This window comes from Novosphingobium sp. 9 (genome assembly GCF_025340265.1).
Lineage (GTDB): Bacteria > Pseudomonadota > Alphaproteobacteria > Sphingomonadales > Sphingomonadaceae > Novosphingobium.
Genome location: NZ_CP022707.1, coordinates 182744 through 208895, shown reverse-complemented (window position 1 = coordinate 208895; position 26152 = coordinate 182744). Strand labels below are relative to the sequence as shown.

Below are 26152 nucleotides of genomic sequence, written 5' to 3'. Positions count from 1 at the left end.
CTGTGCTGGCCTCTCGCCGAAACCGGAGTTGCTCATAACGCAATTGCTTCTCTAGGCTTATCTCGCGAAAGGATTTCTCATGACTGGACGTACCGCCCACCCCAAGATCGAAAAGCTGATCGTCGATCGCTGGTCGCCGCGCGCTTTCGACGGCTCGGAAATTCCGCAGGACGATCTGGACGTCATCCTTGAGGCGGCAGGCTGGGCGCCCTCGGCGTTCAACGCGCAGCCCTGGACCTTCCTCTATGCGAAGAAGGGCGATGCGAACTGGGATCTGTTCCTCTCGCAGCTGATCGACTTCAATCAGGGCTGGGCGAAGAACGCCTCGGCACTGGTGTTCGTGGTGACGGACAAGCACACCCATTCGGACAAGGGCGATCAGCCCAACTACAGTCACAGCTTCGATGCAGGCGCTGCCTGGGGCTATGCCGCCCTTCAGGCGCAGGCGCTGGGCTATCACACCCACGGCATGACCGGTCTGAAGTTCGGCGAGGCAGAAGCCGCGCTGGGCGTGCCGGAAGATCACCGCCTGGAAGCGGCCTTCGCGATCGGCAAGCAGGGCGACAAGGCGATCCTGCCCGACTTCCTGCAGGACAAGGAAGCCGCGAGCGCCCGCAAGCCGCTGGCCGAGATCGCCAAGGCCGGCAAGTTCGCCTGACAAGGCGCGCTGAGTAAGGCCCTGAAAATAAGGGCCTGACACCATCCTGACGGGAAAGCGCGGTTCAATCCCGCCTTTCCCGTCCCAACAGCCCCCGTGGCGCCCGACCCCCACCCCTCATGGGCGCCTCGATGGCCCGATCCGTCTTTCTGACGGGTCGGGCTTTTGGCTTTTCGGCCTTCTGGCTTCTCGGGGGGAGCGGCGTTTTCGTTGGAGCGATCAGAACGGCAGTTTTACGCCAACCATCACCCGGTTGCTCATCTGGCCATTGGCCATTCCGGCGCTCTCCATATGAAGATCGAGCGTAGCGCTGCCGAGCTTCGTTTCGGTCTTCGGCAGGATCGGATCGATGGTGGGACCGGTGGCGCCACGCAGGCGGTTCTCTTCCGGATTGCGCGCGCAGACCACGATTTCTCCTGCTTGCCCCGCTGGGCAGCGTGACCCACCGATACCAAGGTCGATCTTGCCGGTCGTGAGGGAGGACGAGGGTGTGGTCTGCGGTGGCGGCGATGCGCCGACATCGAACGTATCGACGTGACGAACCTGCGCAGGCGGAGAGAGGGGCGGGGCATCGGCAATCGGCATGGCGGCACCTCGTCGGGGGAAACGGAAGCGGGCGGGCGTCGATCGAAGGAAAAGGGAATGTTGTCGCTGCCGGGCAGAAGGCCATGGAATTGCGGCAGTTTCGGGGCGAAGGCAGCGGGACAGTAAGATGTTCGATGCCGAGCGGGTGTCAGTGGCACAAGTGAAATTCGTGTCAGCAGGCCCTGTTCGCATCGCACGGGGAGCCTTCATGCCTGCCTCGCGGCTGAACGCGGGAGCGACCTTTGGTTCAGGAACGCCTCGCTAAACCTGAATGCAGCGGCGGGAGCGATCCCGGCGTCAGGGTTCGGGCGGACGGCGCCGCCCGGACCCGCCTTCCGAACCCACCTGTCGGATGGCGCACCGGGGCTTCCCGTAATGGGACAGGCCGGATTCGCCCCGCCGGGGAGCTTGCCAGCGGCCCGGCTGTTCATCACTAGGTGATGATACAGGACGCCAAGGATCGCCGCGCATGACCCAGACTTTCTTCCGTCGCTCCCCTTCCGCCAAACTCGCTCTGATGGCGATGGCGGGCACGGTGCTGCTCGCCGGGTGCCAGAAGCAGGGCGGCGATGTCGATCCGGCGGATCGCAGCAGCGACGATCCGGCGCTGTCAGGCGCTCTGGCAGACAAGATCGCGGTCGATCCGGCCAAGACCGGCGATCAGGGCGCGGCGCTTGCCGCCAATGGCGATGACGGCTCGGTGCCACAGGTGCAACGCTCGCCCGATGCGATCGCGGCTGCTCTGGGCGAGGCGCGCGCGCAAGTCGGCGGCACGTTGCAGCCTGCTCCCGCTCCGCAGGCGGGAAGCGCGGCCGCGCTGGCCGGACAGGCGGCGACGGCGGCGCAAGTCGCCGGGAATGCCAAGCTCGGCAAGGTCGATTGCTCGAAGGCGGTGAAGTATTCCGCCACCTGGGCTGCCAAGCTGCCGCCCGAACTGCCGGTGTTCCCGCGCGGCGCGGTGCAGGAAGCGGCGGGACCGACGATGACGGCTGCGCGCTGCGCGTGGTCAATTTCGTCACGCCCGTCAGCGTCAGCGACGTGCTCGGCTACTACAACACGCGGGCGGCGCGGGCGGGCTATGGCGTGCAGGCGCGCACCGATGGCACCGACCACGTGCTCGGCGGCAGCAAGGGCGGCCGGGCCTACGTGGTCTATGTCCGCAAGCAGGACAACGGCCTGACCGGCGTCGACCTCGTCACCAGCGGGAAATAAAGCGTGGCGTCCGTTTGAAAATTCGCGGAATGCGAATTTTGCGGCACCGGCCCACGCCCCCACCCTGCCACCCATTGGTAGTATCCTGCGGGTGGCAGGGTGGGGGCGTGGGCCGGTGCCGCCTCGAAATGCCCGGAAGGGCATTTTCAAAAAATCCCTAAGCCAGCCCCACGCCGATCATCGCGCGGGGCTGGTCCATCTCGCCCGAGGCGACCGGATAGGCGACGCTGTCGGCCAGATAGGCACCGCCGGGGTGATGGTTGCCGGAAAGCCCAGCGCCGCCCAGCGGGGTCGAATCGTTGGGGCCGGTGGTCGGCCGGTTCCAGTTGACGATCCCGGCGCGCACGTTCGCCCAGAAGCGGTTGTAATCCTGCGGACTGCCGCCGATCAGCGAGGCGGTAAGGCCAAAGCGCGTGGCGTTCGCCTCGGCGATGGCGGCGTCGAGGTCGGGCACGCGCACCACTTGCAGGATCGGTCCGAACAGCTCGACATCGGGACGCTGCTCCATCGCCGTCACGTCGATGATCGCGGGCGAGAGGAAGGGCAGGCTGTCGTTGAGGCGCACGAGATGCTTGATCGCCCGTCCGCCGTGGCTGAGCAGATAGAGGAAGCTTTCGGTCAGTCCGTCTGCGGCGTGATTGTCGGTGACAGGCCCCATGAACGGCACCGTCTCGTCGAAAGGCGCGCCGACGACCAGCCGGTCTGCCAGCGCCTTCACCTCGGCGATCAGCGGATCGTACATCCGCTCGGTCACGATCAGGCGGCGCGCGGCGGTGCAGCGCTGGCCGCTGGACAGGAATGCGGACTGGATCACCAGCGCGGCGGCGTCGGTGATCTTGGGCGTGTCGGTGACGACGATCGGGTTGTTGCCGCCCATCTCCAGCACCGCCAGCCGGTCCGGCCGGGCGGCAAGGCGGCGGTTGATGCCGATACCCACGCGCGCAGAGCCGGTGAACAGCACGCCGTCGATCCCGTCATGCCCGACCAGCGCCTGTCCCTGCTCGGGACCGCCCTGCACCACTTGCGCGACGGCGGCGGGAATCCCTGCGCGGTGCAGGCAGCGGACCAGCGCCTCGGCGGTGCCGGGGGCCTTCTCGCTGGGCTTGAGCACCACGGCATTGCCCGCGATCAGCGCAGGCACGATGTGCGAGGCGGGGACATGCGCAGGGTTGTTGAACGGGGTGATGACCGCCAGCACGCCATGCGGCTTGTGGCGAACGGCGGTGCGGCCTGCGAGCGCCGAATCGAAGCGGCGTTGCCCGCTGCGTTCGGCATAGGCGCGGATCGCATGCTCGACCCCGGCGATCACCCGGTCGACCTCCTCGCGCGCATCCCATGCGGGCTTGCCGGTCTCGCGCGCGACCAGCGTGGCCAGCGCATCGGCATCCTTGCGCGCTTCGTTGGCGAAACGGCGCAGCAGTTCGATGCGGTTGGCCAGCGGCAGTGCCGCCCAGTTCGGCCAGGTGCGCTGTGCCCGTGCGACCGCGCCATCGATATCGCCGATCCGCCCGCGCCAGACTTCGGCGCCGGTCGCCGGTTCGACCGAGACGAACAGGCCCGCAGCGCCAGAAGGCGGCGGCATCGCGTCGGCGGTCGGAGCAGCGGGAGGGCGAGTCATCTCGTTCATCGTTCCTTGCCTATGCCACGCACATCCTACCGGTCTGCTAACGCGAAGGCGATGGACGTGAATTGACGCGGATCACTTGGTAACGTTTCGTATCAGGTCGGCCCGTTTCAGAAGACCCGGCGGGGGCAGGTGGTTCCCCAGAGCATCGCCGAGCGTCCGAATCCGGGCGAGGGCCTCTTCCAGCTGCGACCAGTCGTCATCCTCGGCAATGGCGGCCCAGATGCGTTCCACCTCGTCGATCTGCAACGCAGGGGGCGCTGTTTCGCTGCGGAAGAACGCGTCGAGTTCGGCAGCAGGGGCGCGAGCGCGCAGCGCCGCCTCGAAATCATCGTCGCCCGGATCGCGGCCTGCGCGGTGGGCGAAGAAGAACGCATCGGGCGTTTCTCCGGTGGCCAGCATGCGCTTTTCGGCGGCCTGCACCAGCGCGGTGTCGGCCTCCATGCCCAGCGAGGTCACGCCCAGCCGCCAGCAGAACCGGCGCGCCATCGCCGCCTGATAGAGCGGCCCGAAGCGGTCAAGCGCGGCCACCAGCGGCGCGGTATCGGCCAGCATGCGCAGCGCCACCGCCAGTTGTCCGCAGTTCCACAACAGCGCTTCCGGCTGGCGACCGAAGGCATAGAGCCCGGCATGGTCGAAATAGGCGGCGGTGAAGCTCGGGTCCCACTTGGGCAGCCAGCGCCAGGGGCCATAGTCGAAGCTCTCGCCCGAGATGTTCATGTTATCGGTGTTGAGCACGCCGTGGACGAAACCGGCGACCATCCACGATGCGGCAAGGTCGGCCAGTCGCTCGACCACCTGATGCAGCAGGATCACGGCTGGCTCGTCGCGGCCCGGCGCGTTTTCGGGCGGGGGCGGTCCGGGGAACTCTTCGAGGCAATAGGCGACCAGTGCTTCCATATGATCGCGCTCGTCCAGCATCAGCAGGCGCTGGAAGCTGCCGATGCGGATGTGCCCGTGGCTGAGCCGCACCATCACGGCGGAGCGCGTGGGCGAAGGCTCGTCGCCGCGCCACAAGTTCTCGCCGGTCTCGATCACCGAGAAGGTCTTGCTGGTGTTCACGCCCAGCGCTTCGAGCATTTCCGTTGCGAGGATTTCGCGCACCGCGCCTTTCAGCGTGAGGCGACCGTCGCCCTGTCGGCTCCACGGCGTTTGTCCCGAACCCTTGGTGCCAAGGTCGAGCAGGCGACCTTTCGCGTCGCGCATCTGCGCGAACAGGAAGCCGCGCCCGTCGCCAAGATCGGGGTTGTAGATGCGGAACTGGTGGCCGTGATAGCGCAGCGCCAGCGGTTGCGGCAGGTTGTCCGCCAGCGGCTCGAACCGCCCGAAATGGCGCAGCCATGCCGCCTCGTCGAGATCGCCCAGCCCTACGCCTTGCGCCCAGCGCTGGTTGCGGAAGCGCAGGGTGGTTTCGGGGAAGTCTGCGGGCGGGACCGGATCGGCCAGCCAGGGGCTGAGAGTTTCGATCGCGGGATCGGGGCGATAGGCACTTGCTTGCGGTTGTAAACGCATGTGGCATTAGTGAGCGTCAAAGGTGCTGCGCGCAAGCGGTGGCGCGAAAAGGGTGAGGGCGGCGGACCGCAACGGCTGCTCCCCTCGCACACGAGATGGAGGCCCCTTCGGGCATGACGACGCAATTCGAAAGCCGGTTCTGGACCAGTCGCGACGGGCTGAAGCTGCACTATCGCGACTATGCCGGACCGGAGGGTTCCACCGCGCTGCCGGTGGTGTGCCTGCATGGCCTGACCCGCAATGCCCGCGATTTCGAGCGGCTCGCGCCGGTGCTGGCCGAGGGACGCCGGGTGCTGTGCCCGGATATGCGCGGGCGCGGCGAAAGCGAATATGCGCGCGATTCGGCAAGCTATGTGCCGCTGCAATATATCGACGATCTGCGCCTGCTGCTGGAAGAGCAGGGCATCAACCGCTTCATTGCCATCGGCACCTCGATGGGTGGGTTGATGACGATGGTCATGGCGATGATCGCGCTGGGTGACGAGACCGCGCCGAAGATCGCCGGCGCCGTGCTCAACGATATCGGTCCGGCGATGGAGCTTTCCGGGCTGGAGCGCATCCGCGAATACGTGGGGCAGGGGCGCAGCTTTCCCACCTGGGTCCACGCCGCGCGCGGGATGGAGGAAGTGCAGAGCGATGCGCATCCGGGCCAGCCGCTCGATTTCTGGATCGGCCTTGCCAAGCAACGCATGACCGTCTCGACCGGCGGGCGCATCGTGTTCGATTACGACATGAAGATCGCCGAGCCTTTCGCCAGCTTCGATGCCGATACCCAGCCCGACCTGTGGCCCGCGTTCGAAGCGCTGGCGGGGGCGCCGCTGCTGCTGCTCCACGGCGAGAAGTCGGACCTGCTGTCGGCAGCGACGCTCGCCAAGATGCAGGCGCGTATTCCCGCGGCGCAGGCGATGACGGTGCCCAGGGTCGGCCACGCGCCGACGCTGGACGAGCCCGAGGTGGTCGCCGCGATCACCCGGCTGGTCGAGCAGGTCGGCTGAACACGATGGCAACGAGCGGCGCGCCCTTGCGCATCCTTCACATGCATTCCAGCTTCGCGGCGGGCGGCAAGGAACTGCGCGCGGCGCGGCTGATGAATGCCTTTGCCGCCGATGCGCTGGGGCGCCCTGTCCATCACGCGGTGGTCTCGGCAGAGGAAGGCGCGTTCGGGGCGAAAGTGGCGCTCGATTCGGGGCTGGACGTGGCCTTTCCGGAAGACTTCCCCTCGTTGCAGGGCCAGCCGCTGCCGCCGCGCCTGTGGCGCTTTGCCAGGGCGATGCAGGCCTACGACCTCGTGCTCACCTACAACTGGGGGGCGATGGACGGGGTGATGGCGCGTGCGCTCTATGGCAGCGTCCTGAAGATGCCGCCGCTGGTCCATCACGAGGACGGCTTCAACGAGGACGAGGCGGCAGGCCTCAAGCCCAAGCGCAACCTGTTCCGCCGCTTTGCGCTGCGCGGGGCCGCCTCGCTGGTGGTGCCCTCGCAGCGGCTGGCAGGGATCGCGCGCGAGGTCTGGCATTGCCCGGACAGCAAGCTGCGGCTGATCGGCAACGGCATCGCGCTCTCGGCCTATGGCACGCCGCCTGCGCCCGATGCGGTGCCGGGGCTGGTCAAGGCGCCCGGCGCGAAGTGGGTCGGCACGCTGGCGGGCCTGCGCGCGGTGAAGAACCTGCCCCGGCTGGTGCGGGCGTTCGCCGCGCTCCCGCCCGAATGGCATCTGGTGATCGTGGGCGAAGGGCCGGAGCGCACGGCGATCGAGGCCGAAGCGCGATCGCTGGGGCTGGCGGACCGCGTCCACCTGCCCGGTTTCGTGGCGCGGCCTGCCGATGTCGTCGGCCTGTTCGATATCTTCGCGCTCTCGTCCGATTCGGAGCAGTTTCCGATCTCGGTGGTCGAGGCGATGGCGGCGGGCGTGCCGGTGGCCTCGCCCGCGGTCGGCGACGTGGCCGCGATGGTCTCGGCGCCGAACGCGCCCTTCATCACCGCCCCCGGAGACGGGCAGGCGCTCGGGACCGCGCTGGCGCTTCTGGCAGGGGATGCGCCCTTGCGAGAGCAGGTCGGCATGGCCAACCGGCGCGAGGCGCTGGCCCGCTTCGACGAGCGGATCATGATCGAGGGCTACAGGGCGACGTATGCCGCCGCGCTGGGGCGCGACATCTTCCCCTGAGGGTGCCTTTGCCCACCTCTAGCCCCCCTCTACCCCCTTTCTAGCCTCCTTTGTCCTGTTCAGACCCGCTTCAGTCGGGGACAGGCAGCGATCAAGCCCGTTGAAAACCCCTGTCCATCCGCTAAACAGCCCGGCAACCTTACCAGAATACCCAGAAAGCGCGCGCACCTTGGCTCTCATTCCCACTACCCCGAACGACAAGGCGGCTGCCGCAAAGGCGCAAGGCCAGATCTTCCAGCGCGAGGTCGATGACGCGATGCGTCAGGACCGGATGGAGGATTTCTTCAAGCGTTATGGCGTGGCCGTGGCGGTGCTGGTGGTCGCGATTCTGGCGGCAATCGGCGGTTTCTTCTTCTGGAAGCACGAACAGACCAAGGCTCGCGATGCCAATGCCGAAGTCTTCGTGCAGGCGCTCGACAGCCTTCAGGCGGGCAATTTCGACGATGTGAAGAAGAAGCTCGGGCCGGTCGTCGACAAGGCGGACGGTGCCTCGGGCGCCTCTGCAAAGCTGCTGCTCGCCGATGTGGCGCTCAAGCAGAATCGCCTCGCCGATGCCGTGAAGATGTACGATGCGGTCGCCGCCGATACCGGTGTGCCGCAGCCGCTGCGCGATCTGGCAACGGTGCGTTCGGTCGCAGCGAATTACGATACGCTCAAGCCGCAGGCGGTCGTCGATCGCCTCAAGCCATTGGCGCAGCCCGGAAATCCGTGGTTCGGTGCCGCCGGTGAAATGATCGGCGCAGCCTATGTCGCGCAAGGCAAGAAGGATCTGGCGGGGCCGATCTTCGCGGAAATCGCCAAGGACGAGACCCAGCCCGATTCGTTGCGCAACCGCGCGCGCCAGCTGGCCTCGGTGCTCGGCGTCGATGCCGTTGACCCTGTTGTCGATGCGGATGGCAAGCCGCTTCCCAATACCCCCACGGTTTCGGCCATGCCGGCCCCCGCCGCTGTTTCCAGCGCGGCTGCAGCCCAGTAACGGCTCGAGAGGACACGCGAATGACCGCCTTTTTCAAGACGCGCCGCCTTGCTGCGGCCAGCCTTCTCGCTGTTACGCTGGCCGGCGGCCTTGCCGGTTGCGCGGGACATCACAAGAAGGTTCGCACGACGCCGACCGTGGGCAATCGCGTGCCGATTCTCTCGCGCATCGAAAGCGGCGCGCAGGTTGATGCGACCCTGGCTGGCGTGTCGGTGATCCTGCCGCCGCCCACAACCAATGCCGACTGGCCGCAGGCGGGCAACACGTCGAACAAGAGCTATGGCCAGCTTACGCTCGCACCGCAGCCGCAGAAGCTGTGGACGGCCGATATCGCCGGTTCGACCACCCGCCAGCGCCTTGCCGCTGCGCCGGTGATCGGTGACAAGCGTCTCTATGTCATGGACACCAATGGCGTCGTCCACGCCTACGATGCAGATACCGGTGCTCAGGTGTGGTTGCACAGTTTCTCGGTCTCGGGCGACAACGAAAAGTCGGTATTCGGCGGCGGTGTCAGCTTCGATCAGGGCAAGGTCTACGTGACCACCGGTCTGGGTGAAGTCGCTGCGCTTGACGCGGCGACCGGCAAGCAGGCGTGGAGCGTCAAGCCGGCCGGGCCGCTGCGCGGCTCGCCCACGATTGGCTTCGGCGCGGTTTACGTGATGACGCAGGACAACCAGATCTTCGCGGTCAACGCGGCAGACGGCAAGGTGCTGTGGAACGAATCGGCCTCGCTCACGCAGGCAGGTGTCTTCGGCGTTGGCGCTCCGGCTGCCGGACAAGGTACGATCGTGGCGGGCTACGCCTCGGGCGAGCTGGTGGCCTATCGCTACGAAAACGGTCGTCAGCTGTGGTCAGACGCGCTTGCTCGTACGTCGATCTCGACGTCGGTGGGCAGCCTGACTGACGTCGATGCCGATCCGATCGTCGACAATGGCCGTGTTTATGCGCTGGGTCAGGGTGGACGCATGGCCGCTTATGAGCTGGTCACCGGACAGCGTATCTGGGAACTCAATCTTGCGGGCATCTCGACCCCGGCGGTTGCGGGGGACTGGATCTTCACACTGGACGATCACGCCGAACTGCTGGCGATCCAGCGCAACACCGGCAAGGTGCGCTGGCTGACCCAGCTCCAGCGCTACCATAACGAGAAGAAGCACAAGGGCCCGATCTTCTGGAAGGGGCCGGTTCTGGCGGGCAACAAGCTGTGGGTCGCCAATTCCGAGGGTGAACTGGGCTGGGTCGATCCGCTGAGCGGCACGTGGAACGAATATCGCAAGTTCGACGCGCCGATTTCGCTCGCACCGGTCGTCGCCAACGGTACGCTCTATGTGCTGGACGATTCAGGCACGATCACCGCGCTGCGCTGAGGCGCCAAACCGCACGAGGGGGCTCGCACACGTCATGATCACAAGCGTCCAACGGGGTTTTAACCGTTTGACGCTAGGCCCTTGGCCATGACCGAGCCCTCTTTCGCCTCTCCTGCTCCCACGAGTCGCCCTGTCAGCGACGTATCTCCCGGCGTCGGCCTGTCCGGTGTCGTGGCGCTGATCGTCTGGGTGCTGGTCTGCCGTAACTGGCCGACGATCGGGGAGGCGCTGCATCTTCCCGGCCCGCGTGCCGTTCTGAGCGGACCCTATGCGGCGCTCGCGTCCGTCTTCTTCACGACGACCACGATGGCGCTGTGGTCGGTGCTGGTGGACAAGGTTCATTACCGCCCTTCCACGGGGCTGGACTGGACGAACCCGCGCCCGCTCTCGCAGGCCATGGAAACCGCCGTGACCAAGCTTGCCGGGCTGTGGGCGACCTGGGCGGTGATCGGGTTCTACTACTGTATCGGCCGCTGGTACTGGGACGGGCAGTACGTCTTCGCGATGGACGTGCTGGGCGCCGTGGCGGTCCCGCTCTTCGTGCTGTCTATCCCTTACGTGCTCTGGCTCGAACGCTACATGATCGAGCCGCGCGATCACGCCTGGCACTTCGGCGCGATGCTGATCGGGCGCGAGGCGTGGGAAGCCGACGAGGTGAAGAAGCACGCCCGCGCCTGGGCGATCAAGGCGTTTTTCGGCGCCTTCATGATCTCGATCCTGCCCGGCGGGTTCGCAGGCGTTGTCGAGGCGGATTTCGGGCAGATTACCCGCGATCCGGTGATGATCGGCACGGCGCTGATCAACCTGCTGTTCACGGTCGACGTCCAGATCGGCACGGTGGGCTATCTGTGTACCTTCCGGCCGCTCGATGCGCATATCCGCTCGGGCAATCCACTGCTGGCGGGCTGGGTTGCGGCGCTGATGTGCTATCCGCCCTTCGTGATGGCGACGATGGGCAATGCGCAGGTGCTGGCCTACGAGGTCAATACCGGCGGCTGGGTCTGGGCCTTGCAGGGGCATACCGCGCTGTTGTGGCTGTGGGCGGGCGTTATGGTGGTGCTGACGGCGATCTACGCCTGGGCGACCTTCGCGTTCGGCATCCGCTTTTCCAACCTCACCTATCGCGGGGTGCTGACGAACGGGCCGTACCGGTTCACCCGGCACCCGGCGTATCTATCGAAAAACCTGTTCTGGTGGCTCTCGGCGCTGCCCTTCGCGGTCAACAATCATTCGCTGACAGACATGGTGCGCAACACCGTGCTGCTGGGCGTGGTGAGCGGGATCTATTACTGGCGCGCCCGCACCGAAGAGGCGCATCTGCTGGCCGAAGATCCCAAGTACCGCGCCTATCACGCGTGGATGAGCGAGAACGCGCTGATCACCCGCACGCTGGGGCGCATCGCCGGACTGATCCGCCCGCGCAGTGGCGAGGCGCAGGCGGCGGAGTAGGAACGGTCTTTTAGAGCGTTTCGCTGCTTTCCACGCTGTGCGCGGTGATCTCGCGGTCGCTGAAGCCGAGCGCGGCGCGGGTCTCGCCCCAGACCTTCATATGCGGCTGGGCGAAGTGCGCGGTCAGCGCCTCGCGGCTTTCCCAGATTTCCGAGACGCGGAACAGACCCGGCTCCAGCACATCCTCGGCATAGGCATAGTGCAGGCACCCGGCCTCGGCCCGCGTCGCGGCAACGACGGCGGCCATCGCCACGACCGCCTGATCGCGGACGGCTACGGGCATGCGGAACTGGCCGGTGATCACGATCATCATCAGAAGCTCTTCACCTTGTAGACCTGTGAAATGTCGCCGCCCCATTCGCCGTTGTAGAGGTCGAGCAGGCGCTGTGCAGGCACCTTGCCTGAGCGCACGATCTCGGCCAGCGGTTCGAGGTAGCCGGTCTCGTTGTCGCCGCTCGAATTGAGACGCGCGCGGGCGGCAAGGCCCGACCGGGCAATGTCGATCACTTCTCCTGCGATGTCGCGTAGTGTTCCGCCACCGGGCAGAGGTGCATCGAGGCCAAGCTTGGGCACCGAGGCACGCAGCGTCTCGCGGCCTTCCATGTCCCAGCCCTTGACCAGATCCCACGCCGCATCGAGCGCGGTCTGGTCGTAGAGCAGGCCCACCCACAGCGCGGGAAGCGCGCAGATCCGGCTCCACGGACCGCCATCGGCGCCCCGCATTTCGAGGAAGGACTTCAGGCGTACTTCGGGGAAGGCGGTGGAGAGGTGATCCTGCCAGTCGGACAGACGCGGCTTTTCGCCGGGGAGAACCGAAAGCTCGCCCTTCAGGAAGTCACGGAATGAAAGACCGGCAGCGTCGATATACTTGCCGTCGCGGAACACGAAATACATCGGCACGTCGAGCATGTAGTCGACATAGCGCTCGTAGCCGAAGCCGTCTTCGAAGACGAACGGCAGCATGCCGGTGCGCGCGGGATCGGTGTCCGACCAGATGTGGCTGCGGTACGAGAGGTAGCCGTTTGGCTTGCCCTCGGTGAACGGCGAATTGGCGAACAGTGCGGTCGCCAGCGGTTGCAGGGCCAGCGAGGTGCGGAACTTCTGCGCCATGTCGGCCTCGCTCGAATAGTCGAGGTTGACCTGGATGGTGCAGGTGCGCAGCATCATGTCGAGGCCCATGGTCCCCACGCGCGGCATGTGCCGCAGCATGATCGCATAGCGGCCCTTGGGCATGATCGGCAGCGCCTCGCGGGTCTTGTCCGGCCACATGCCAAGACCGAGATAGCCCTTGCCGATCTCGTCGCCGATGGTCTTCACCTGGGCAAGGTGACGCCCGGTTTCCGCGCAGGTCTCGTGCAGGTTCTCCAGCGGGGCGCCCGAGAGTTCGAGTTGCCCTGCCGGTTCCAGACTGACGTTGCCGTCAGCGCCCTTCAGCGCGATGACATGATCGCCCTCGATGATCGGGCTCCATCCGAAGGGCTGGAGCTGGTCCAGCAGGTCGCGGATGCCGCCGGGCTCGTCATAGGACGGGGCGTGGAAATCCGCCTTGTCGTAGACGAACTTCTCATGCTCGGTCCCGATCCGCCACGCCTCGCGCGGCTTCTCGCCCGCCGCCATGGGGCGGCCAGCTGGTCCATGCTTTCGATCAGCGGATCGTCGCGATCCGATACCTCACGGGTGCTCATGGCGCGGAGGTAGAATGCCCCGCGCCGCTTCGCCACTGTTTTTTATACCGATCAGTTTATTGTTCGCCTGACGCCTGTTCCGACACGGATTTCCGCCAAGAACCGGTTCAGTCTCCAGTCCAGTCGCCACTGACGCCCATCCACAGTCCCAGCGCGGCGATCGTGGCCGTCTCGCCGCGCAGGATACGCGGCCCCAGCGTGATCGCACGGGCCTGTGGCAGGGCACGGATCGCAGCACGCTCGGCCTCGTCAAACCCGCCTTCGGGGCCAACCAGCAGCGCGGCGGGGCCGGTGTGGGCGCGGAACACCTCTGCGGCCGGGGCGCCGCCGGTCTCGTCGGCGAAGAACAGCGCACGGTCCTGCGGCCAGTCGCGCAGCAGGGCGTCGAGCTTCACCGGCTCTTCCAGATCGGGCAGCGCGGTGCGGGCGCATTGCTCCGCCGCTTCGGTGACGATGGTGAGCGCACGCTCGGGGTTGAGCTTGTCCGCCACGCAGCGGCGGGTGACAACCGGCTGGATCGTCCGCACGCCCAGTTCGGTCGCTTTTTCCAGCACGAGGTCGAAGTTGGGCTTCTTGAGGAGCGCGGCGCACAGCGTGAAGTCGGGCACCTGCTCGCGTCCGCGCAGATGGTCGCGCACCTCCAGCACGACATCGCGCTTGCCGGCAGAGGCGACCATGCAGGCCCATTCGCCGGTCGCGTTGTCGCAGGCGATCACCGCGTCGCCGCTCCCCACGCGCATCACCTTGGCAAGGTAATGCGCCTGCTGCCCCTCGATAACGAGGGTCTGTCCGGCGAGAAGCGGACCGGAAACGAAAAGGCGAGGGGCCGAGCGCGGCGGCCAGGCGGGGGTAGCGGCCATAGGCCTCGGGCTCTAGCGTAAGGGCAGGCCGCCGTCACGATCTTCGTTGCAACGTGTATTGCGGGAGATGGAGCGCAGTCTTGCCATGACAGCGCCGCGCGGATGGACTAGGCCGTGCGGTGTGAGCGACACACTGAATAATACGCCAGACCCTATCAATTCGGCCTTCGTCCCGGACTCGCAGCATCGCGGCCTGGTGGGGCGCCTGCCGGCCCCTTGGCGGGACTATGCCATGCTCGCCCGGTTCGACCGGCCGATCGGCTGGTGGCTGCTGTTCTGGCCCTGCGCCTGGGGTGTGCTGCTGGCAGGCGGCGAGGCGCGGATCGGCCTGATCGCGCTGCTGCTGCTGGGCTCGATCGCGATGCGCGGCGCAGGCTGCGTGCTGAACGATATCGTCGATGCCGACCTCGACCGCCGCGTGGCGCGCACCGCGCAGCGCCCGGTGGCGAGCGGCCGTGTCAGCCGCAAGGCTGCTGCGCTGTGGCTGGGTCTGCTGTGCCTCGTCGGGCTGGTGGTGCTGGTGCAGTTGCGCTGGCAGGCCGAGGTCATGGCGCTGGCAAGCCTCGGCCTTGTTGCCGCCTATCCCTACATGAAGCGGATCACCTGGTGGCCGCAGGCATGGTTGGGCATGGTCTTCACATGGGGCGCGCTGGTTGGCTGGATCGAGATCCGGGGCGACAACATCGGCGCGCTGCTGGCGCTCTATGCCGGGGCGATCACCTGGTGCATCGGCTACGATACGATCTACGCCCTGCAGGATCGCGAGGATGACGCGATGATCGGCATCCGCTCGTCCGCGCTGCGCATGGGGCAGTGGGTCAGGCCCGGTGTGGGGCTGTTCTATGCTGCCTCTGTCGCGTTCTGGGCGCTGTCGTTCTGGCTGATCCGGGGCGACTGGGTGGCCTTCCTCGGCCTCGCGCCGGTGGCGCTGCATCTGGGCGCGCAAGTGGTGACGCTCAAGCCCGACGACGGCGGCAACGCACTGGCGCGCTTCCGCTCGAACCGCGACCTTGGTTTGCTGATGGCGCTGGCCTGCTGGGTCGTCGGCAACGCTGGAATGCATTGAGACATAAAGAAAGGCCGGGAAGCGGACTTCCCGGCCTTTCTTGTACCGCTTACTTGCCGGTCCCGATCTGAGTGACACGCGTCTCGGTTGGCACTGCGCGCATCGGCACGGCGGCGAGCCATGCTTCCAGCGCGTCGAGATCGTTCATGCCGATCGTCCCGCCGGAAATCTTTGCCAGTTCACCGAAGCTGTCACCGCCGTTCGACAGGAAGGTGTTGGTGGTGACGCGATAGGTCTTCGCGGGATCGAGCGGCTTGCCGTCCAGCGTGATCTTCACCACGCGCGCGCCGATCGGCTTCGACAGGTCGAAGCTATAGGCGAAACCATGGCTGGGCACGAGCGACTGGTGCGGCTGGTCGTCGTCGTAGCCTTCCTCCAGCAGGGTCTTGATCTCGGCCCCGGTCAGCGACTTGGTGACGAGCACGTTGCCGAAGGGCTGGACCGCGTAGATCTGCTGATAGGTGAGCGAGCCATCCTTGGCGGGTGCCAGCATATGCGGGGCGCGAATGCCGAAGGCGTTGGTGAAGGCGATCTGCGCGCCTGCGCTCCGGGTGGCGTCAAGCTGGGCATCGGCGATCAGGCTGCCGAGCGTGCCGCCTCCGGCGATGCCGCTGTCGGGCGAAGAGACCATGCCCGCCAGATGGCCGACCGGACGCTGCGCCTGTGTGCGGGCGGCGGCGGCGTAGCGTTCGACATAGGCCGCCACCTGCTGGTCGGGGGCGAGCTGCGGGTAATGGTCGGTATTGGCGACAAGACCGTCCTTGCCCTGATAGGCCGGGCTCTGGACGATCACGTTGTGCGCGCTCTTGCCGACGACCTTGTGCGTCACCGGGTCGATCTTGAGCGTGATGTCAGTCACTTCCTTGCCGTAGAGCCCGGCGCTGGTCAGCAGCACCGGATGCTGCGGATCGATCGCACCCGAGTTGCATACATAGTCCTGATGGGTATGTCCCGAGACCACCAGATCGACGCGCGGGTCCAGTTTCGCAAGGATCGGCTCGATAGCGCCGTCGAAGCCTGCGCAGGCGCTGGGATCGTGCTCCTTGCCGCTTTGCGCACCGCCCTGATGGATCAGCACCACGACGGCATCGGCACCTTGCGCCTTCAGCTTGGGCACCAGCGCGTTGATCGTGCTGGCTTCGTCGACGAAGCGCAGGCCCTGCAGGCCTTGCGAGGAAACGAGATCGGCAGTGTCCTTCAGCGTCAGGCCGATGAAGCCGATCGTCACCTTGCGCGCGCCTTCGCCGAAGCTGCGGATGGCGGTGGCGGGGAACAGCGTGCTGCCGTCCGGCATCACCGCATTGGCGGCAAGGTACTCGAACTTGGCGCCGCCGAACTGCTCAAGTTGGCAGGGCTGGCGCAGCGTGTTCTTCTCGCAGCCGCCGAACTGGTCGCGGTGCAGTTCCTTGATGCCGCGGTCGAATTCGTGGTTGCCGATCGAGGTGATGTCGAGGCCGATGCGGTTCATCACGCCGATGGTCGGCTCGTCCACGAACAGCGCGGAGCTGAGCGGCGAGGCGCTGATGATGTCGCCCGCCGCCACGGTCAGGCTATAGGTATAGTCCTTGCGCAGGTGTTCGAGCGTGGCGCCAAGCCAGGCTGCGCCGCCCGCCGGGACCGCCATCGTCCCGCCCTTGCCATCGGGCGCCATCACCGCCTGATGCGGCGCCTCGATGTTGCCGTGGAAGTCGTTGAAGGCGAGGATGCCGACAGTGACGGGGCTGCTGTCCGCTTTCGCTTCAGCGGGGGCAGGCGCGGCGCTTCTGGGCGGTGTGGCGCAGCCCGCCAGCAGGGCGACGAGTGCGGTGGAGAGCAGGGCAGGCGCAAGGGCGGTAAAGGTAGGCGCAGATGCAGAAACTGGGCGCAGGCGGGATTTCATCTCAGGCATTCCCCGAATGGTCGGCATCCCGCGACGGGTTCACGGGAAAATGGGATGGATGCCTTGCTCCTGCACGCAAATGCAGGGCGGATCAACGCGTGTTGCGTGACATTTCAGCGGCGTTCAGTCGCCTGATGCCGCCTCCAGCGCATGCATCTGTTCGTCGCTAAGGCCGAAGTGATGGCCGACCTCGTGGATCACCACATGCGTTACGAGCGCATCGAGCGTCACGCCGCTTTCGCACCATTCGGCAAGCAGGGGCTGGCGGTAAAGCGTGATGTGCGGCCGCTCCTCCCCCGCGTTCCAGATGGTTTCGTCCTCCATGGGGCGCCCATGATAAAGGCCGGTGAGTTCCCAGCCATCCTCGATGCCAAGGGCATTCAGCGTCTCGTCGTCGGCGAATTCTTCGACGCTGACGGTTATGCCGCCGAGGTGTTTGGCGAAAGGGGCGGGAATCCGGTGGAAGGCCGTTTGAGCGAGGAACTCAAAATCCTCGATGCTCGGGGCTGCGCCGAAGCTGCGGGCCATGGGCATTCCTTTCGCGACAGGTGGGGGCCAGCTGGACTATCAGGTGCTCGCAGGTTGGTCCAGAACCACGCCAAACGGTCTGTCGGGCAGGTGGATCGTTGCGCTGCAAACCTTTGAGCGGAACCTTGACGCCGGGCGCTGCATTGTCTTTCGGGACACGGCGGGCGCCTGAAACTGCCGTCCGTTTTCGCGATACCGTTCTGAAATGCACCCGAAAGGCCGACGATGACAGCCACCGCCGCCACCGCCCCAGCCCCCACGAGCACGGCTACTGCCGCCGCTGCACCGGCACCCGCCGGGCCGCACTATACGCCCGAGCAGATGTTCCATCATTTCTCCAAGTCGGTGATGGACTGGATCGGCGATTACTGGCTCCAGATCCTGATCGCGGGTATCGTCGCCGTCGCCATCGCCTTTGCGCTGACGGCGGCGCGGCGGTTCGGCCATCGCCTGATCCGTGAAGAGGATGCCCGGCGCAACTGGCTGGCCATCGTCGGCAAGGCGATTACCAAAACCACCAATTATTTCATCGTGATGGTGGCGATCCGCGTGGTCGACAACTACGCGGGAACGCCCGGCTGGCTCGACAAGCTGGTGGCGTTCCTGTTCACGATCGCCGCGGTGATCCAGTGCGCGATCTGGGCGCGCGAGATCATCCTGGGCGCCATCGAGCACCGCACTTCGTCCGAGAACTTCAAGGGCGAGGCGGTGATGAATGCGATGGGGCTGATCCGCCTCCTTGTCAGCTTCGCGGTGTTCGCCATTGCGGGCGTGGTGCTGCTCGACAATCTGGGCGTCAATGTCACCGGGCTGGTCGCCGGCCTTGGCGTCGGCGGTATCGCCATCGGCCTTGCCGCGCAGGGCATCTTCGCAGACCTGTTCGCGGCGCTGGCCATTATCTTCGACCGGCCGTTCGGGCGCGGCGATGCGGTGACGTTCGATACCTTCTCGGGTACGGTCGAGACCATCGGCATGAAGTCCACCCGCATCCGCGCCTATACCGGCGAACTGATGGTGATCGCGAACAAGAACCTCTTGGAAAAGACAATTTTCAACGTTGCCGGGCGCGATCACATCCGCCTGCCGTTCGCCATCGGTGTCGCCTACGAGACCCCGCCCGAGACGCTGGCGCGCATTCCCGACATGCTCAAGGAACTGGTCGTGGCCGAGGGGGGAACGCCTTCGCGCGCCGGGTTCGAGAACTTCGGTGCCAGCTCGCTCGATTACACGCTGCTGGTGGACGTGCCGGGGCGGGACTGGTCCATCGCCCACCCCTTGCGCGATCGCCTTGTCGTGTCGATCGTGAAGCGTTTTGCAGAGGAAGGCATCGTCTTCGCCTATCCGACGCAAACCACCTATTTCAACGCCCCGAACGGGCAGCCGGTCACGCCCTGGCCGCAGAAATCCGCCGCTCTCGCTGCCGCCGCGTCTGCCGCGCAGACACCCGAAGCCAAGGCGGACTGAAGGCAGGCTAAGACGGGGCTAGAGGTAGGCTAAAGATAGGCTAGAGGCAGGCTAAGACCGCTCTGGCCTCATGAAAAAGGGCCTGCCGGGATATCCTCCCGGCAGGCCCTTTTCGTTTTTGCGGAAACCTGAAGAACTCAGACGTCGAGGTTGGCGACGTTGAGTGCGTTCTCCTGAATGAAGTCGCGGCGCGGTTCGACCACGTCGCCCATCAGGCGCGTGAAGATCTCGTCCGTCACGTCGGCGTCCTCCACCTTGACCTGCAGCAGGATGCGGTTGTCCGGATCGAGCGTGGTCTCCCACAGCTGCTCCGGGTTCATTTCGCCCAGACCCTTGTAGCGCGAGATTGACAGGCCCTTGCGGCCGCTGGCGAGCACCACTTCGAGAAGCTGCGTCGGGCGGGTGATCGCATCGTCCGCCGTGACCTTGCGGGCAGGCGCTGCGGATTCGACGATCTCTTCCTCGGTCTCGCCTTCGGTGGCGGGCGCTTCGGGCTCGCTGGTCTCTGCCGCCGTACCGGCGCGCACGAGGCGGGCGGTCCCGGCGTAGACCTCTGCCTGCTCGGCGGCGAGGCGGGCGAGCTTGCGCGCTTCGGCGCTGACGAGGAAGGCGGCCTCGATCTTGTGGTGATCGGTGACGCCGCGCCACAGGCGCTCGACCTCGACGGTGCCGTCTTCCGAGAGGCGGGCCGACCAGCGGGCTTCGCCGTCACCGCGCTCCAGCCAGGCGGCGGCGCGGGCGAGGGCGCCGCTGCGGGCCTCTGCCGAAAGGTCGGTGGCGAAGGCACCGGCCAGCGCCAGCGATTCGATGATCACCGGATCGTAGCGGCGCGGCACGAAGGCCATCAGGTTGCGCAGGCGCACGGCGTGTTCGACCAGCACCTGAAGATCGGCGCCCGAACGCGCGCCGCCGGTGGTTTCCAGCACCCGTCCGGCAAGCCCCGCCTCGACCAGATAGCGGTCGAGCGCGGCATTGTCCTTGAGGTAGACTTCCGAGCGCCCCTTGGCGACCTTGTAGAGCGGCGGCTGGGCGATGAAGAGGTGCCCGGCGCGGATGATCTCGGGCATCTGGCGATGGAAGAACGTCAGCAGCAGTGTGCGGATGTGTGCGCCGTCGACGTCTGCGTCGGTCATGATGACGATCTTGTGGTAGCGCAGCTTCTCGATGTTGAAATCGTCGCGGATACCGGTGCCCATGGCCTGGATCAGCGTGCCGACCTCCTTCGAGGAGATGATGCGATCGAACCGCGCGCGCTCCACGTTCAGGATCTTACCCTTGAGCGGCAGGATCGCCTGATAGTGGCTGTCGCGCCCCTGCTTGGCCGAGCCGCCTGCCGAGTCACCCTCGACGAGGAAGACTTCGGACTTGGCCGGATCGCGCTCGGCGCAGTCGTGCAGCTTGCCGGGCAGGCTGGCGATGTCCATCGCGCCCTTGCGGCGGGTCAGTTCGCGGGCGCGCTTGGCGGCTTCGCGGGCGGCGGCGGCGTCGATCACCTTGAGGATGATCGCCTTGGCGGTGGCGGGGTTTTCTTCCAGCCATTCGCTCATCTTCTCGCCCATCAGCGCTTCCAGCGGCTGGCGCACTTCGGAGGAGACCAGCTTGTCCTTGGTCTGCGAGGAGAACTTGGGATCGGGCAGCTTGACCGAGACGATCGCGGTCAGGCCTTCGCGCATGTCGTCGCCCGACAGCGTGACCTTCTCCTTCTTGAGCAGGCCCGAACGCTCGGCATAGCCGTTGAGCGTGCGCGTCAGCGCGGCGCGGAAGGCCGCAAGATGGGTGCCGCCGTCACGCTGCGGGATGTTGTTGGTGAAGCACAGCACGTTCTCGTAGTAGGAATCGTTCCACTCGAGCGCGACTTCCATGCCGATCCCGTCCTTCTCGGCGGTGATCGCGATGGGGCTTTCCATCAGCGCCGCCTTGTTGCGGTCGAGATACTGCACGAAGGCACCGATGCCGCCGTCGTAGTAGAGGTCATGCTCGCGCACTTCCTCGCCGCGCTTGTCGCGCAGGAGAATGCGCACGCCCGAGTTCAGGAACGCCAGTTCGCGGTAGCGGTGCTCCAGCTTGTCGAAATCGTAGACGGTGACGTTCTTGAACGTCTCGTCCGAGGCGAGGAAGGTGACGCGCGTGCCCTTCTTGAAGCCGTCGGCGTCGGGGTTGCGGTCGCTCTTGGGAGCCGGACCCTTGACCTCCAGCGGGGCGACGGCATCGCCGTTGGCGAACTTCATCCAGTGTTCCTGACCCTCGCGCCAGATCGTCAGCTCCAGCCATTCGGACAGCGCGTTGACCACCGAGACGCCCACGCCGTGCAGACCGCCCGAGACCTTGTAGGCGTTGTCATCCGAGGTGTTCTCGAACTTGCCGCCCGCGTGGAGCTGGGTCATGATCACTTCGGCGGCGGAAACGCCCTCTTCGGGGTGCAGGCCGGTGGGAATGCCGCGGCCGTTATCCTCGACCGAGACGGAGCCATCGGGATTCAACTCGATCAGCACCAGGTCGCAATGCCCTGCCAGCGCTTCGTCGATGGCATTGTCCGAAACCTCGAACACCATGTGGTGGAGGCCCGAGCCGTCGTCGGTATCGCCGATATACATGCCGGGGCGCTTGCGGACCGCGTCGAGGCCCTTGAGGACCTTGATCGATTCCGCACCGTAGGCATTGGCGTTGGGGGCGTTGGGCTTGGGGTTTTCCGGATCAGTTGCCATATCGATTATATAGGCACGCGCGCGCGGAATCTAAAGCGAAACCGGCGCTGAGGCGTGCCTTTTCCACAAGCGATGCGGGCGGCCTGTCCGTCCTGCAGAGCGCATCGTCGCCTGTGACCGTCGCGGTTTGCCTGCACGCATGCTTTGGGGCATCAGCGAGCCCGGTAATTCGATGGTGTGGACGTTGGGCATGAACAGGCAGCAGGGCGGCAGGGAAGGCCGGGGCGGGGATGGCGACAGGGCAGAGGCGCTCGCGGACGATCTGCGCCGTGTCGTCGGTACGCTGGTGCGCGCGGTCCGGGCGATGCCGGGGGGTGAGAAGACCGCCCAGTCCGACACGCTCGGCCTGCTGGAGCGCGAGGGTGCGATGAACGTTGCCGCCATGGCCGAGCGGCGCGGCGTGCGCCACCAGACGATGCGGCTGGTCGTCGCGCAGATGGAGGCGGCGGGCTGGGTCGAGGGCATGCCCGATCCGGCGGACGGGCGCAGCCGGCTCTATGCGCTGTCGGCGGCGGGTCAGGCTGAAGTCGAGCGCGCACGGGCGATCCGCATCGCGCGCATCGGTGGCCGGATTCGCGAGGCGCTCAGCGAGGCGGAACAGGCGCAGCTCCACGCCGCGATACCCCTGCTGGAGCGTATCGCGGCGGGAAGTGCCGGAAGTTAGGCCGCCGCGCCTTCGCGCAGTGCCGCGAGCGCCTGCGGCAGCGTGGTGACGCCCCAATGCTCGGCATAGCGACCATCGGCCACGCGCACGATATCGATGATGTCGACCGAGAGCGCGCCGCCCTTGGGCTCGATATCCATCAGCTTGCCGGTGTGGGTGCCGGTGATCGTCTTGCGGGTCGTGACCACGTTTCCTTCGGCGAACATGTCATGGATGTGCACGGTCAGGTCGCTGAACGCCGAATGCAGGCCCATGAAGGTCTGCCAGATGCTTTCCAGATCGTTCGGCGAGCCCGGCGGCGCGGTGCGGTTGACGTAATCGGGCGCCATGATCGCCTCGAACGCGGCGCGGTCGGCCTTCTGGATGACATCGGTGTTGAAGCGACGGACGATGTCCTTGGGTGTAGGCTGGGTCATGCGGGTCTCTCGTCTCCGGGGAATGGGACGAGGTTCAATATATACAGTAATGCTGTATAGTTCAAGGCGGCGCGGTCATGAGGTGCGGCGCTTGCATGGCGTGCATGAGACGGTGATGGCAGGGCGGCGCGCTCGGAAAGCGCGCAAAGAAAAAGGGCGCTTCCCTCGCGGGAACGCCCTTACTTCTTCTTGAGACCCGGTAACGCCAATCCGGGGCGACGTCTCGCTCAGACGAGTGCGATGGCGAATGCCAGCGCGCTGACGCCGAGCGCCGCGGCGATGCCGACGGTCTTTTCGACGAGAGTCATTTTGGTTGCTCCTGCAAACATATTTATCGTTTTATCGTGGACACGAAACGCTTGGTCCCGCTGTCTGGGGTGTCAAATAAGCGTAACAGAAATTTTCGCAAATTCGAAAGTAACAATCTTGCTTGCAAAAAACGCAATCAAGGCTACGATTCATTGAAGCGCAATCGGCAGGGTCGAGGGTATCGTGCACGCCGGGCGCAAACTCTCGTCCTTGGCACCATCGCCGCACTGGACACCCGCGCAAACCCGCTATAGTGGCCGGCCATGACTATCCAGAGCGCAGACCAGACGTCGATTCCGGCCACGGGCCAGAGCACCGATTCGATCCTGATCGTCGATTTCGGCAGCCAGGTGACGCAGCTGATCGCACGCCGCGTGCGTGAGGCGGGCGTCTATTCGGAAATCGCCCCCTTCACCACCGCTGCCGAGGCCTTTGCGCGGATGAACCCGATCGGCGTGATCCTTTCGGGATCGCCTGCCTCGGTGCTCGACGAGAACGGTCCGCGCATTCCGGACGTGATCCTCGAAAGCGGACTGCCGATGCTCGGCATCTGTTATGGCCAGCAGTCGCTGATGCACCAGCTGGGCGGGCAGGTCACGGGCGGCGAGGGCGGCGAGTTCGGTCGCGCCTTCATCGAGATCGCCGACGACTGTGCGCTGTTCGACGGCCTGTGGAAGGTCGGCGAGACGCACCAGGTGTGGATGAGCCACGGCGACAAGGTGACGGCGCTGGCCCCCGGCTTCCGCCCGGTTGCCTCCAGCCCCGGTGCGCCCTTCGCGGTGATCGCCAACGACGAGAAGCGCATCTACGCGATGCAGTTCCACCCCGAGGTCGTCCACACGCCCGACGGCGGTAAGCTGCTCAAGAACTTCGTGCGCCACGTCTGCGGCATGGCCGGTGACTGGACCATGGCGGAGTTCCGCAAGACCAAGATCGAGGAAATCCGCGCCCAGGTAGGTGACGGCAAGGTGATCTGCGGTCTTTCGGGCGGCGTCGATTCGGCGGTAGCGGCGGTGCTGATCCACGAAGCCATCGGCGATCAGCTGACCTGCGTCTTCGTCGATCACGGCCTGATGCGCACCGGTGAGGCCGAGCAGGTCGTCAGCCTGTTTCGCGGCCACTACAATATCCCGCTGGTCCACGTCGATGCCTCGACGCTGTTCCTCAAGGGGCTTGAGGGTGAGACCGACCCCGAGAAGAAGCGCAAGTTCATCGGCAAGACCTTCATCGACGTGTTCGAGGACGAGGCCCGCAAGATCGGCGGCGCCGACTTCCTCGCACAGGGCACGCTGTACCCCGACGTGATCGAATCGGTCAGCTTCACCGGTGGCCCGTCGGTGACGATCAAGAGCCACCACAACGTCGGCGGCCTGCCCGAGCGCATGAACATGAAGCTGGTCGAGCCGCTGCGCGAGCTGTTCAAGGACGAAGTGCGCGAACTGGGCCGCGAGCTGGGTCTGCCCGATGTGTTCGTCGGCCGCCACCCGTTCCCGGGGCCAGGCCTCGCGATCCGCATCCCCGGCGAAGTCAGCCGCGACAAGGCGGATATCCTGCGCAAGGCCGATGCGATCTACCTCGAAGAGATCCGCAACGCCGGTCTCTACGATGCGATCTGGCAGGCCTTCGCGGTGCTGCTGCCGGTCAAGACCGTGGGCGTGATGGGCGATGGCCGCACTTACGACAGCGTGTGCGCACTACGCGCCGTCACCTCGACCGACGGCATGACGGCGGACATCTATCCCTTCGATGCGGGCTTCCTCAGCCGCGTCGCGACCCGCATCATCAACGAGGTCAAGGGCATCAACCGCGTGGTCTACGACTACACCAGCAAGCCGCCGGGCACGATCGAGTGGGAATGATTGCCATTCTTCGTTGATCCGGATCACGGCGCAACGCTTTCACAAAGGGCATTCACCGGCGGCGGTGAGTGCCCTTTGTGCTTTTGCGCGTTGTGACATCCGGCGTGGCGAATGCGTCAGGAATGGGCAGATCGGGCCTTGCACATTGACGCTCATTTATGGTAATGAGAAGTAATAGCAATAACAGCATCGACGCTTATGAGGGATAGCCCGGAAAAGGATCGACAATGACACGCCACTTCACGCCGCCCGTTCATCAGACTGCCGCACCGTCCACCATGCTGGTCGAGGCGATCCGATGCTGGAGCGAGGCGCGCGAGGCGGGGATGTCGGCGCAGCCGCGTCTGTGGCGCGTGCTCGACAGTCACGACTGCACGATGCTGACCCCGGTGCTGGACAGCCTGATGCGCCTGTATGAGATCGGCCTTGGCAGGCCGGTGCGCGCGGGCGAGGGGCTGGTCATTTCCGAGGACGAGCATCTCCTGCTCGACCTTATCGACGGGCGCTTTTCCCGCAAGGTGTGCCTGGCCTGCACCGGAGAGATCGGCTCGGCGCTGGACTGCGCCATCTGCTCCACGCGGATCATGATGGCGCTGACCGTGCCGCTGCATACGCTGGCGGTCGTCTCCACCTACCGGCTGCAATGAAGGAGCACCGGCAGGTGGACTGGCGCCCTGCCGCTTATTTCTTGGGCGGCAGGCGGTAGGGGACGAAATCGTTCAGCGAGACGAAGCCACGCCACATCGAGGGCGTTGCCCGGTCATGCAGCTGCACGGTGTCGAGGCGGCAGAGCTGGCTGGAGAAGGTCTTGGTGACGAGAATATCGTCTTCGCGCAGCGTGTCCGCGTTATGCGGCCGGTTCACGTAGTAGGTCGACCCATCCTTGTAGACGATCGCGGTCTTGTCGACGATCTGGGTGCTGTCGATCTGCGGCAGGTTGATGCAGTTCACCGGCTTGCCGGGCACGCGCTTGCCGACGATCTTGGCGATCTGCTCATCCGGCGACAGCTTGGGCTTGGCCGCGAAAGCTGCGGTCGAAAGGGTGATCCCGGCCGCGGCGGCAATCAGGGCCGTGGCGGAAAGAGCGGTGATCGCAATACGTCTCATCAGCGATTCTCCTTGTTCTGAAGGCACCCTATCCGCCGCCCGGTGAACACATGCTGAGCGCCA

General features: G+C 65.8%; 22 protein-coding genes and 1 pseudogene. 12 read left to right on the top strand and 11 right to left on the bottom strand.

What is annotated here, in order from left to right; translation table 11 throughout:
- Nucleotides 1-79: 79 nt before the first annotated feature.
- Nucleotides 80-658, top strand: a complete 579-nt coding sequence (locus CI805_RS00965) for a nitroreductase family protein (protein WP_260925194.1) — start codon at nt 80-82, stop codon at nt 656-658.
- A 219-nt stretch (nt 659-877) separates the two neighbouring features.
- Here the strand turns inward: CI805_RS00965 and CI805_RS00960 are convergent, their stop codons facing one another.
- Nucleotides 878-1243 carry a hypothetical protein gene (locus CI805_RS00960; protein WP_260925193.1) on the bottom strand — a complete coding sequence of 122 codons (366 nt, stop codon included), beginning with the start codon at nt 1241-1243 and terminating at the stop codon, nt 878-880.
- A gap of 469 nt (nt 1244-1712) precedes the next feature.
- Here CI805_RS00960 and CI805_RS00955 point away from each other — a divergent pair, with 469 nt between their 5' ends.
- Nucleotides 1713-2423, top strand: a complete 711-nt coding sequence (locus CI805_RS00955) for a hypothetical protein (protein ID WP_260925178.1) — start codon at nt 1713-1715, stop codon at nt 2421-2423.
- A gap of 189 nt (nt 2424-2612) precedes the next feature.
- Here the strand turns inward: CI805_RS00955 and CI805_RS00950 are convergent, their stop codons facing one another.
- A complete protein-coding gene (locus CI805_RS00950) occupies nt 2613-4037 on the bottom strand; it encodes a succinylglutamate-semialdehyde dehydrogenase (RefSeq protein ID WP_260928017.1) in 1425 nt (474 codons plus the stop codon).
- Nucleotides 4038-4154: 117 nt separating this feature from the next.
- A complete protein-coding gene (locus CI805_RS00945) occupies nt 4155-5591 on the bottom strand; it encodes a protein adenylyltransferase SelO family protein (protein WP_409934915.1) in 1437 nt (478 codons plus the stop codon).
- 113 nt (nt 5592-5704) lie between these two features.
- On the opposite strand from CI805_RS00945, the gene CI805_RS00940 reads away from it, so the two are divergent.
- The 5 genes from CI805_RS00940 (at nt 5705) to CI805_RS00920 (ending at nt 11547) form a co-directional block, all read left to right on the top strand.
- Nucleotides 5705-6586, top strand: coding sequence for an alpha/beta fold hydrolase (locus tag CI805_RS00940; RefSeq protein ID WP_260925176.1), 882 nt, complete (start codon nt 5705-5707; stop codon nt 6584-6586).
- Between the two features lie 41 nt (nt 6587-6627).
- The gene (locus CI805_RS00935; protein WP_260925174.1) at nt 6628-7755 is read left to right on the top strand and encodes a glycosyltransferase; all 1128 of its coding nucleotides are present in this window, start codon (nt 6628-6630) and stop codon (nt 7753-7755) included.
- A 169-nt stretch (nt 7756-7924) separates the two neighbouring features.
- Entirely contained in the window at nt 7925-8731 is an 807-nt protein-coding gene (locus CI805_RS00930; protein WP_260925172.1) for a tetratricopeptide repeat protein, read from the top strand.
- Nucleotides 8732-8751: 20 nt separating this feature from the next.
- A complete protein-coding gene (locus CI805_RS00925) occupies nt 8752-10098 on the top strand; it encodes a PQQ-binding-like beta-propeller repeat protein (protein WP_260925170.1) in 1347 nt (448 codons plus the stop codon).
- Between the two features lie 87 nt (nt 10099-10185).
- A complete protein-coding gene (locus CI805_RS00920) occupies nt 10186-11547 on the top strand; it encodes a methyltransferase family protein (protein WP_260925168.1) in 1362 nt (453 codons plus the stop codon).
- 10 nt (nt 11548-11557) lie between these two features.
- On the opposite strand, the gene CI805_RS00915 is transcribed toward CI805_RS00920, so the two are convergent.
- The 3 genes and pseudogenes from CI805_RS00915 to CI805_RS00905 form a co-directional block, all read right to left on the bottom strand.
- Complete coding sequence (locus CI805_RS00915) at nt 11558-11860, bottom strand: putative quinol monooxygenase (RefSeq protein ID WP_260925166.1); 303 nt, start codon at nt 11858-11860, stop codon at nt 11558-11560.
- Nucleotides 11860-13232: pseudogene (locus tag CI805_RS00910) on the bottom strand (glutamate--cysteine ligase). The gene CI805_RS00915 and the pseudogene CI805_RS00910 overlap by 1 nt, the downstream one beginning before the upstream one ends.
- A gap of 107 nt (nt 13233-13339) precedes the next feature.
- Nucleotides 13340-14092: a 16S rRNA (uracil(1498)-N(3))-methyltransferase gene (locus CI805_RS00905; protein WP_260925164.1), complete on the bottom strand. Its 753-nt coding sequence runs from the start codon at nt 14090-14092 to the stop codon at nt 13340-13342.
- A gap of 121 nt (nt 14093-14213) precedes the next feature.
- Here CI805_RS00905 and ubiA point away from each other — a divergent pair, with 121 nt between their 5' ends.
- Nucleotides 14214-15158 carry a 4-hydroxybenzoate octaprenyltransferase gene (gene ubiA / locus CI805_RS00900; RefSeq protein WP_260925162.1) on the top strand — a complete coding sequence of 315 codons (945 nt, stop codon included), beginning with the start codon at nt 14214-14216 and terminating at the stop codon, nt 15156-15158.
- A gap of 49 nt (nt 15159-15207) precedes the next feature.
- Here the strand turns inward: ubiA and CI805_RS00895 are convergent, their stop codons facing one another.
- Both CI805_RS00895 and CI805_RS00890 read right to left on the bottom strand, forming a co-directional pair.
- Nucleotides 15208-17037, bottom strand: coding sequence for a bifunctional metallophosphatase/5'-nucleotidase (locus CI805_RS00895; protein WP_260925160.1), 1830 nt, complete (start codon nt 17035-17037; stop codon nt 15208-15210).
- 123 nt (nt 17038-17160) lie between these two features.
- Complete coding sequence (locus CI805_RS00890; protein WP_260925158.1) at nt 17161-17565, bottom strand: metallopeptidase family protein; 405 nt, start codon at nt 17563-17565, stop codon at nt 17161-17163.
- Between the two features lie 225 nt (nt 17566-17790).
- Here CI805_RS00890 and CI805_RS00885 point away from each other — a divergent pair, with 225 nt between their 5' ends.
- Nucleotides 17791-19029: a mechanosensitive ion channel family protein gene (locus tag CI805_RS00885; RefSeq protein WP_260925156.1), complete on the top strand. Its 1239-nt coding sequence runs from the start codon at nt 17791-17793 to the stop codon at nt 19027-19029.
- Between the two features lie 137 nt (nt 19030-19166).
- On the opposite strand, the gene gyrB is transcribed toward CI805_RS00885, so the two are convergent.
- Nucleotides 19167-21734: a DNA topoisomerase (ATP-hydrolyzing) subunit B gene (gene gyrB / locus CI805_RS00880; protein WP_260925153.1), complete on the bottom strand. Its 2568-nt coding sequence runs from the start codon at nt 21732-21734 to the stop codon at nt 19167-19169.
- A 190-nt stretch (nt 21735-21924) separates the two neighbouring features.
- On the opposite strand from gyrB, the gene CI805_RS00875 reads away from it, so the two are divergent.
- The gene (locus tag CI805_RS00875; protein ID WP_260925151.1) at nt 21925-22398 is read left to right on the top strand and encodes a MarR family winged helix-turn-helix transcriptional regulator; all 474 of its coding nucleotides are present in this window, start codon (nt 21925-21927) and stop codon (nt 22396-22398) included.
- Here the strand turns inward: CI805_RS00875 and CI805_RS00870 are convergent.
- Nucleotides 22395-22814 (bottom strand): ester cyclase, encoded by a 420-nt coding sequence (locus CI805_RS00870; RefSeq protein ID WP_260925149.1) that lies wholly within the window; start codon nt 22812-22814, stop codon nt 22395-22397. The two genes, CI805_RS00875 and CI805_RS00870, sit on opposite strands and share 4 nt — an antisense overlap.
- Nucleotides 22815-23386: 572 nt before the next feature.
- Here CI805_RS00870 and guaA point away from each other — a divergent pair.
- Both guaA and CI805_RS00860 read left to right on the top strand, forming a co-directional pair.
- On the top strand, nt 23387-24982 hold the full coding sequence (gene guaA, locus CI805_RS00865; protein ID WP_260925147.1) for a glutamine-hydrolyzing GMP synthase: 1596 nt from the start codon (nt 23387-23389) through the stop codon (nt 24980-24982).
- A gap of 227 nt (nt 24983-25209) precedes the next feature.
- On the top strand, nt 25210-25629 hold the full coding sequence (locus CI805_RS00860) for a hypothetical protein (RefSeq protein ID WP_260925146.1): 420 nt from the start codon (nt 25210-25212) through the stop codon (nt 25627-25629).
- Between the two features lie 34 nt (nt 25630-25663).
- Here the strand turns inward: CI805_RS00860 and CI805_RS00855 are convergent, their stop codons facing one another.
- Entirely contained in the window at nt 25664-26089 is a 426-nt protein-coding gene (locus CI805_RS00855; protein ID WP_260925144.1) for a hypothetical protein, read from the bottom strand.
- Between the last annotated feature and the right edge of the window lie 63 nt (nt 26090-26152).

Excerpts from the sequence above, each read along its gene's own strand:
- CI805_RS00965 (WP_260925194.1), top strand. The coding sequence starts at position 80 with ATGACTGGACGTACCGCCCACCCCAAGATCGAAAAGCTGATCGTCGAT.
- CI805_RS00960 (WP_260925193.1), bottom strand. The coding sequence starts at position 1,243 with ATGCCGATTGCCGATGCCCCGCCCCTCTCTCCGCCTGCGCAGGTTCGT.
- CI805_RS00955 (WP_260925178.1), top strand. The coding sequence starts at position 1,713 with ATGACCCAGACTTTCTTCCGTCGCTCCCCTTCCGCCAAACTCGCTCTG.
- CI805_RS00950 (WP_260928017.1), bottom strand. The coding sequence starts at position 4,037 with ATGCCGCCGCCTTCTGGCGCTGCGGGCCTGTTCGTCTCGGTCGAACCG.
- CI805_RS00945 (WP_409934915.1), bottom strand. The coding sequence starts at position 5,591 with ATGCGTTTACAACCGCAAGCAAGTGCCTATCGCCCCGATCCCGCGATC.
- CI805_RS00940 (WP_260925176.1), top strand. The coding sequence starts at position 5,705 with ATGACGACGCAATTCGAAAGCCGGTTCTGGACCAGTCGCGACGGGCTG.
- CI805_RS00935 (WP_260925174.1), top strand. The coding sequence starts at position 6,628 with ATGCATTCCAGCTTCGCGGCGGGCGGCAAGGAACTGCGCGCGGCGCGG.
- CI805_RS00925 (WP_260925170.1), top strand. The coding sequence starts at position 8,752 with ATGACCGCCTTTTTCAAGACGCGCCGCCTTGCTGCGGCCAGCCTTCTC.
- CI805_RS00920 (WP_260925168.1), top strand. The coding sequence starts at position 10,186 with ATGACCGAGCCCTCTTTCGCCTCTCCTGCTCCCACGAGTCGCCCTGTC.
- CI805_RS00915 (WP_260925166.1), bottom strand. The coding sequence starts at position 11,860 with ATGATGATCGTGATCACCGGCCAGTTCCGCATGCCCGTAGCCGTCCGC.
- CI805_RS00905 (WP_260925164.1), bottom strand. The coding sequence starts at position 14,092 with ATGGCCGCTACCCCCGCCTGGCCGCCGCGCTCGGCCCCTCGCCTTTTC.
- CI805_RS00895 (WP_260925160.1), bottom strand. The coding sequence starts at position 17,037 with ATGAAATCCCGCCTGCGCCCAGTTTCTGCATCTGCGCCTACCTTTACC.
- CI805_RS00890 (WP_260925158.1), bottom strand. The coding sequence starts at position 17,565 with ATGGCCCGCAGCTTCGGCGCAGCCCCGAGCATCGAGGATTTTGAGTTC.
- CI805_RS00885 (WP_260925156.1), top strand. The coding sequence starts at position 17,791 with ATGACAGCCACCGCCGCCACCGCCCCAGCCCCCACGAGCACGGCTACT.
- gyrB (WP_260925153.1), bottom strand. The coding sequence starts at position 21,734 with ATGGCAACTGATCCGGAAAACCCCAAGCCCAACGCCCCCAACGCCAAT.
- CI805_RS00875 (WP_260925151.1), top strand. The coding sequence starts at position 21,925 with ATGAACAGGCAGCAGGGCGGCAGGGAAGGCCGGGGCGGGGATGGCGAC.
- CI805_RS00870 (WP_260925149.1), bottom strand. The coding sequence starts at position 22,814 with ATGACCCAGCCTACACCCAAGGACATCGTCCGTCGCTTCAACACCGAT.
- guaA (WP_260925147.1), top strand. The coding sequence starts at position 23,387 with ATGACTATCCAGAGCGCAGACCAGACGTCGATTCCGGCCACGGGCCAG.
- CI805_RS00860 (WP_260925146.1), top strand. The coding sequence starts at position 25,210 with ATGACACGCCACTTCACGCCGCCCGTTCATCAGACTGCCGCACCGTCC.
- CI805_RS00855 (WP_260925144.1), bottom strand. The coding sequence starts at position 26,089 with ATGAGACGTATTGCGATCACCGCTCTTTCCGCCACGGCCCTGATTGCC.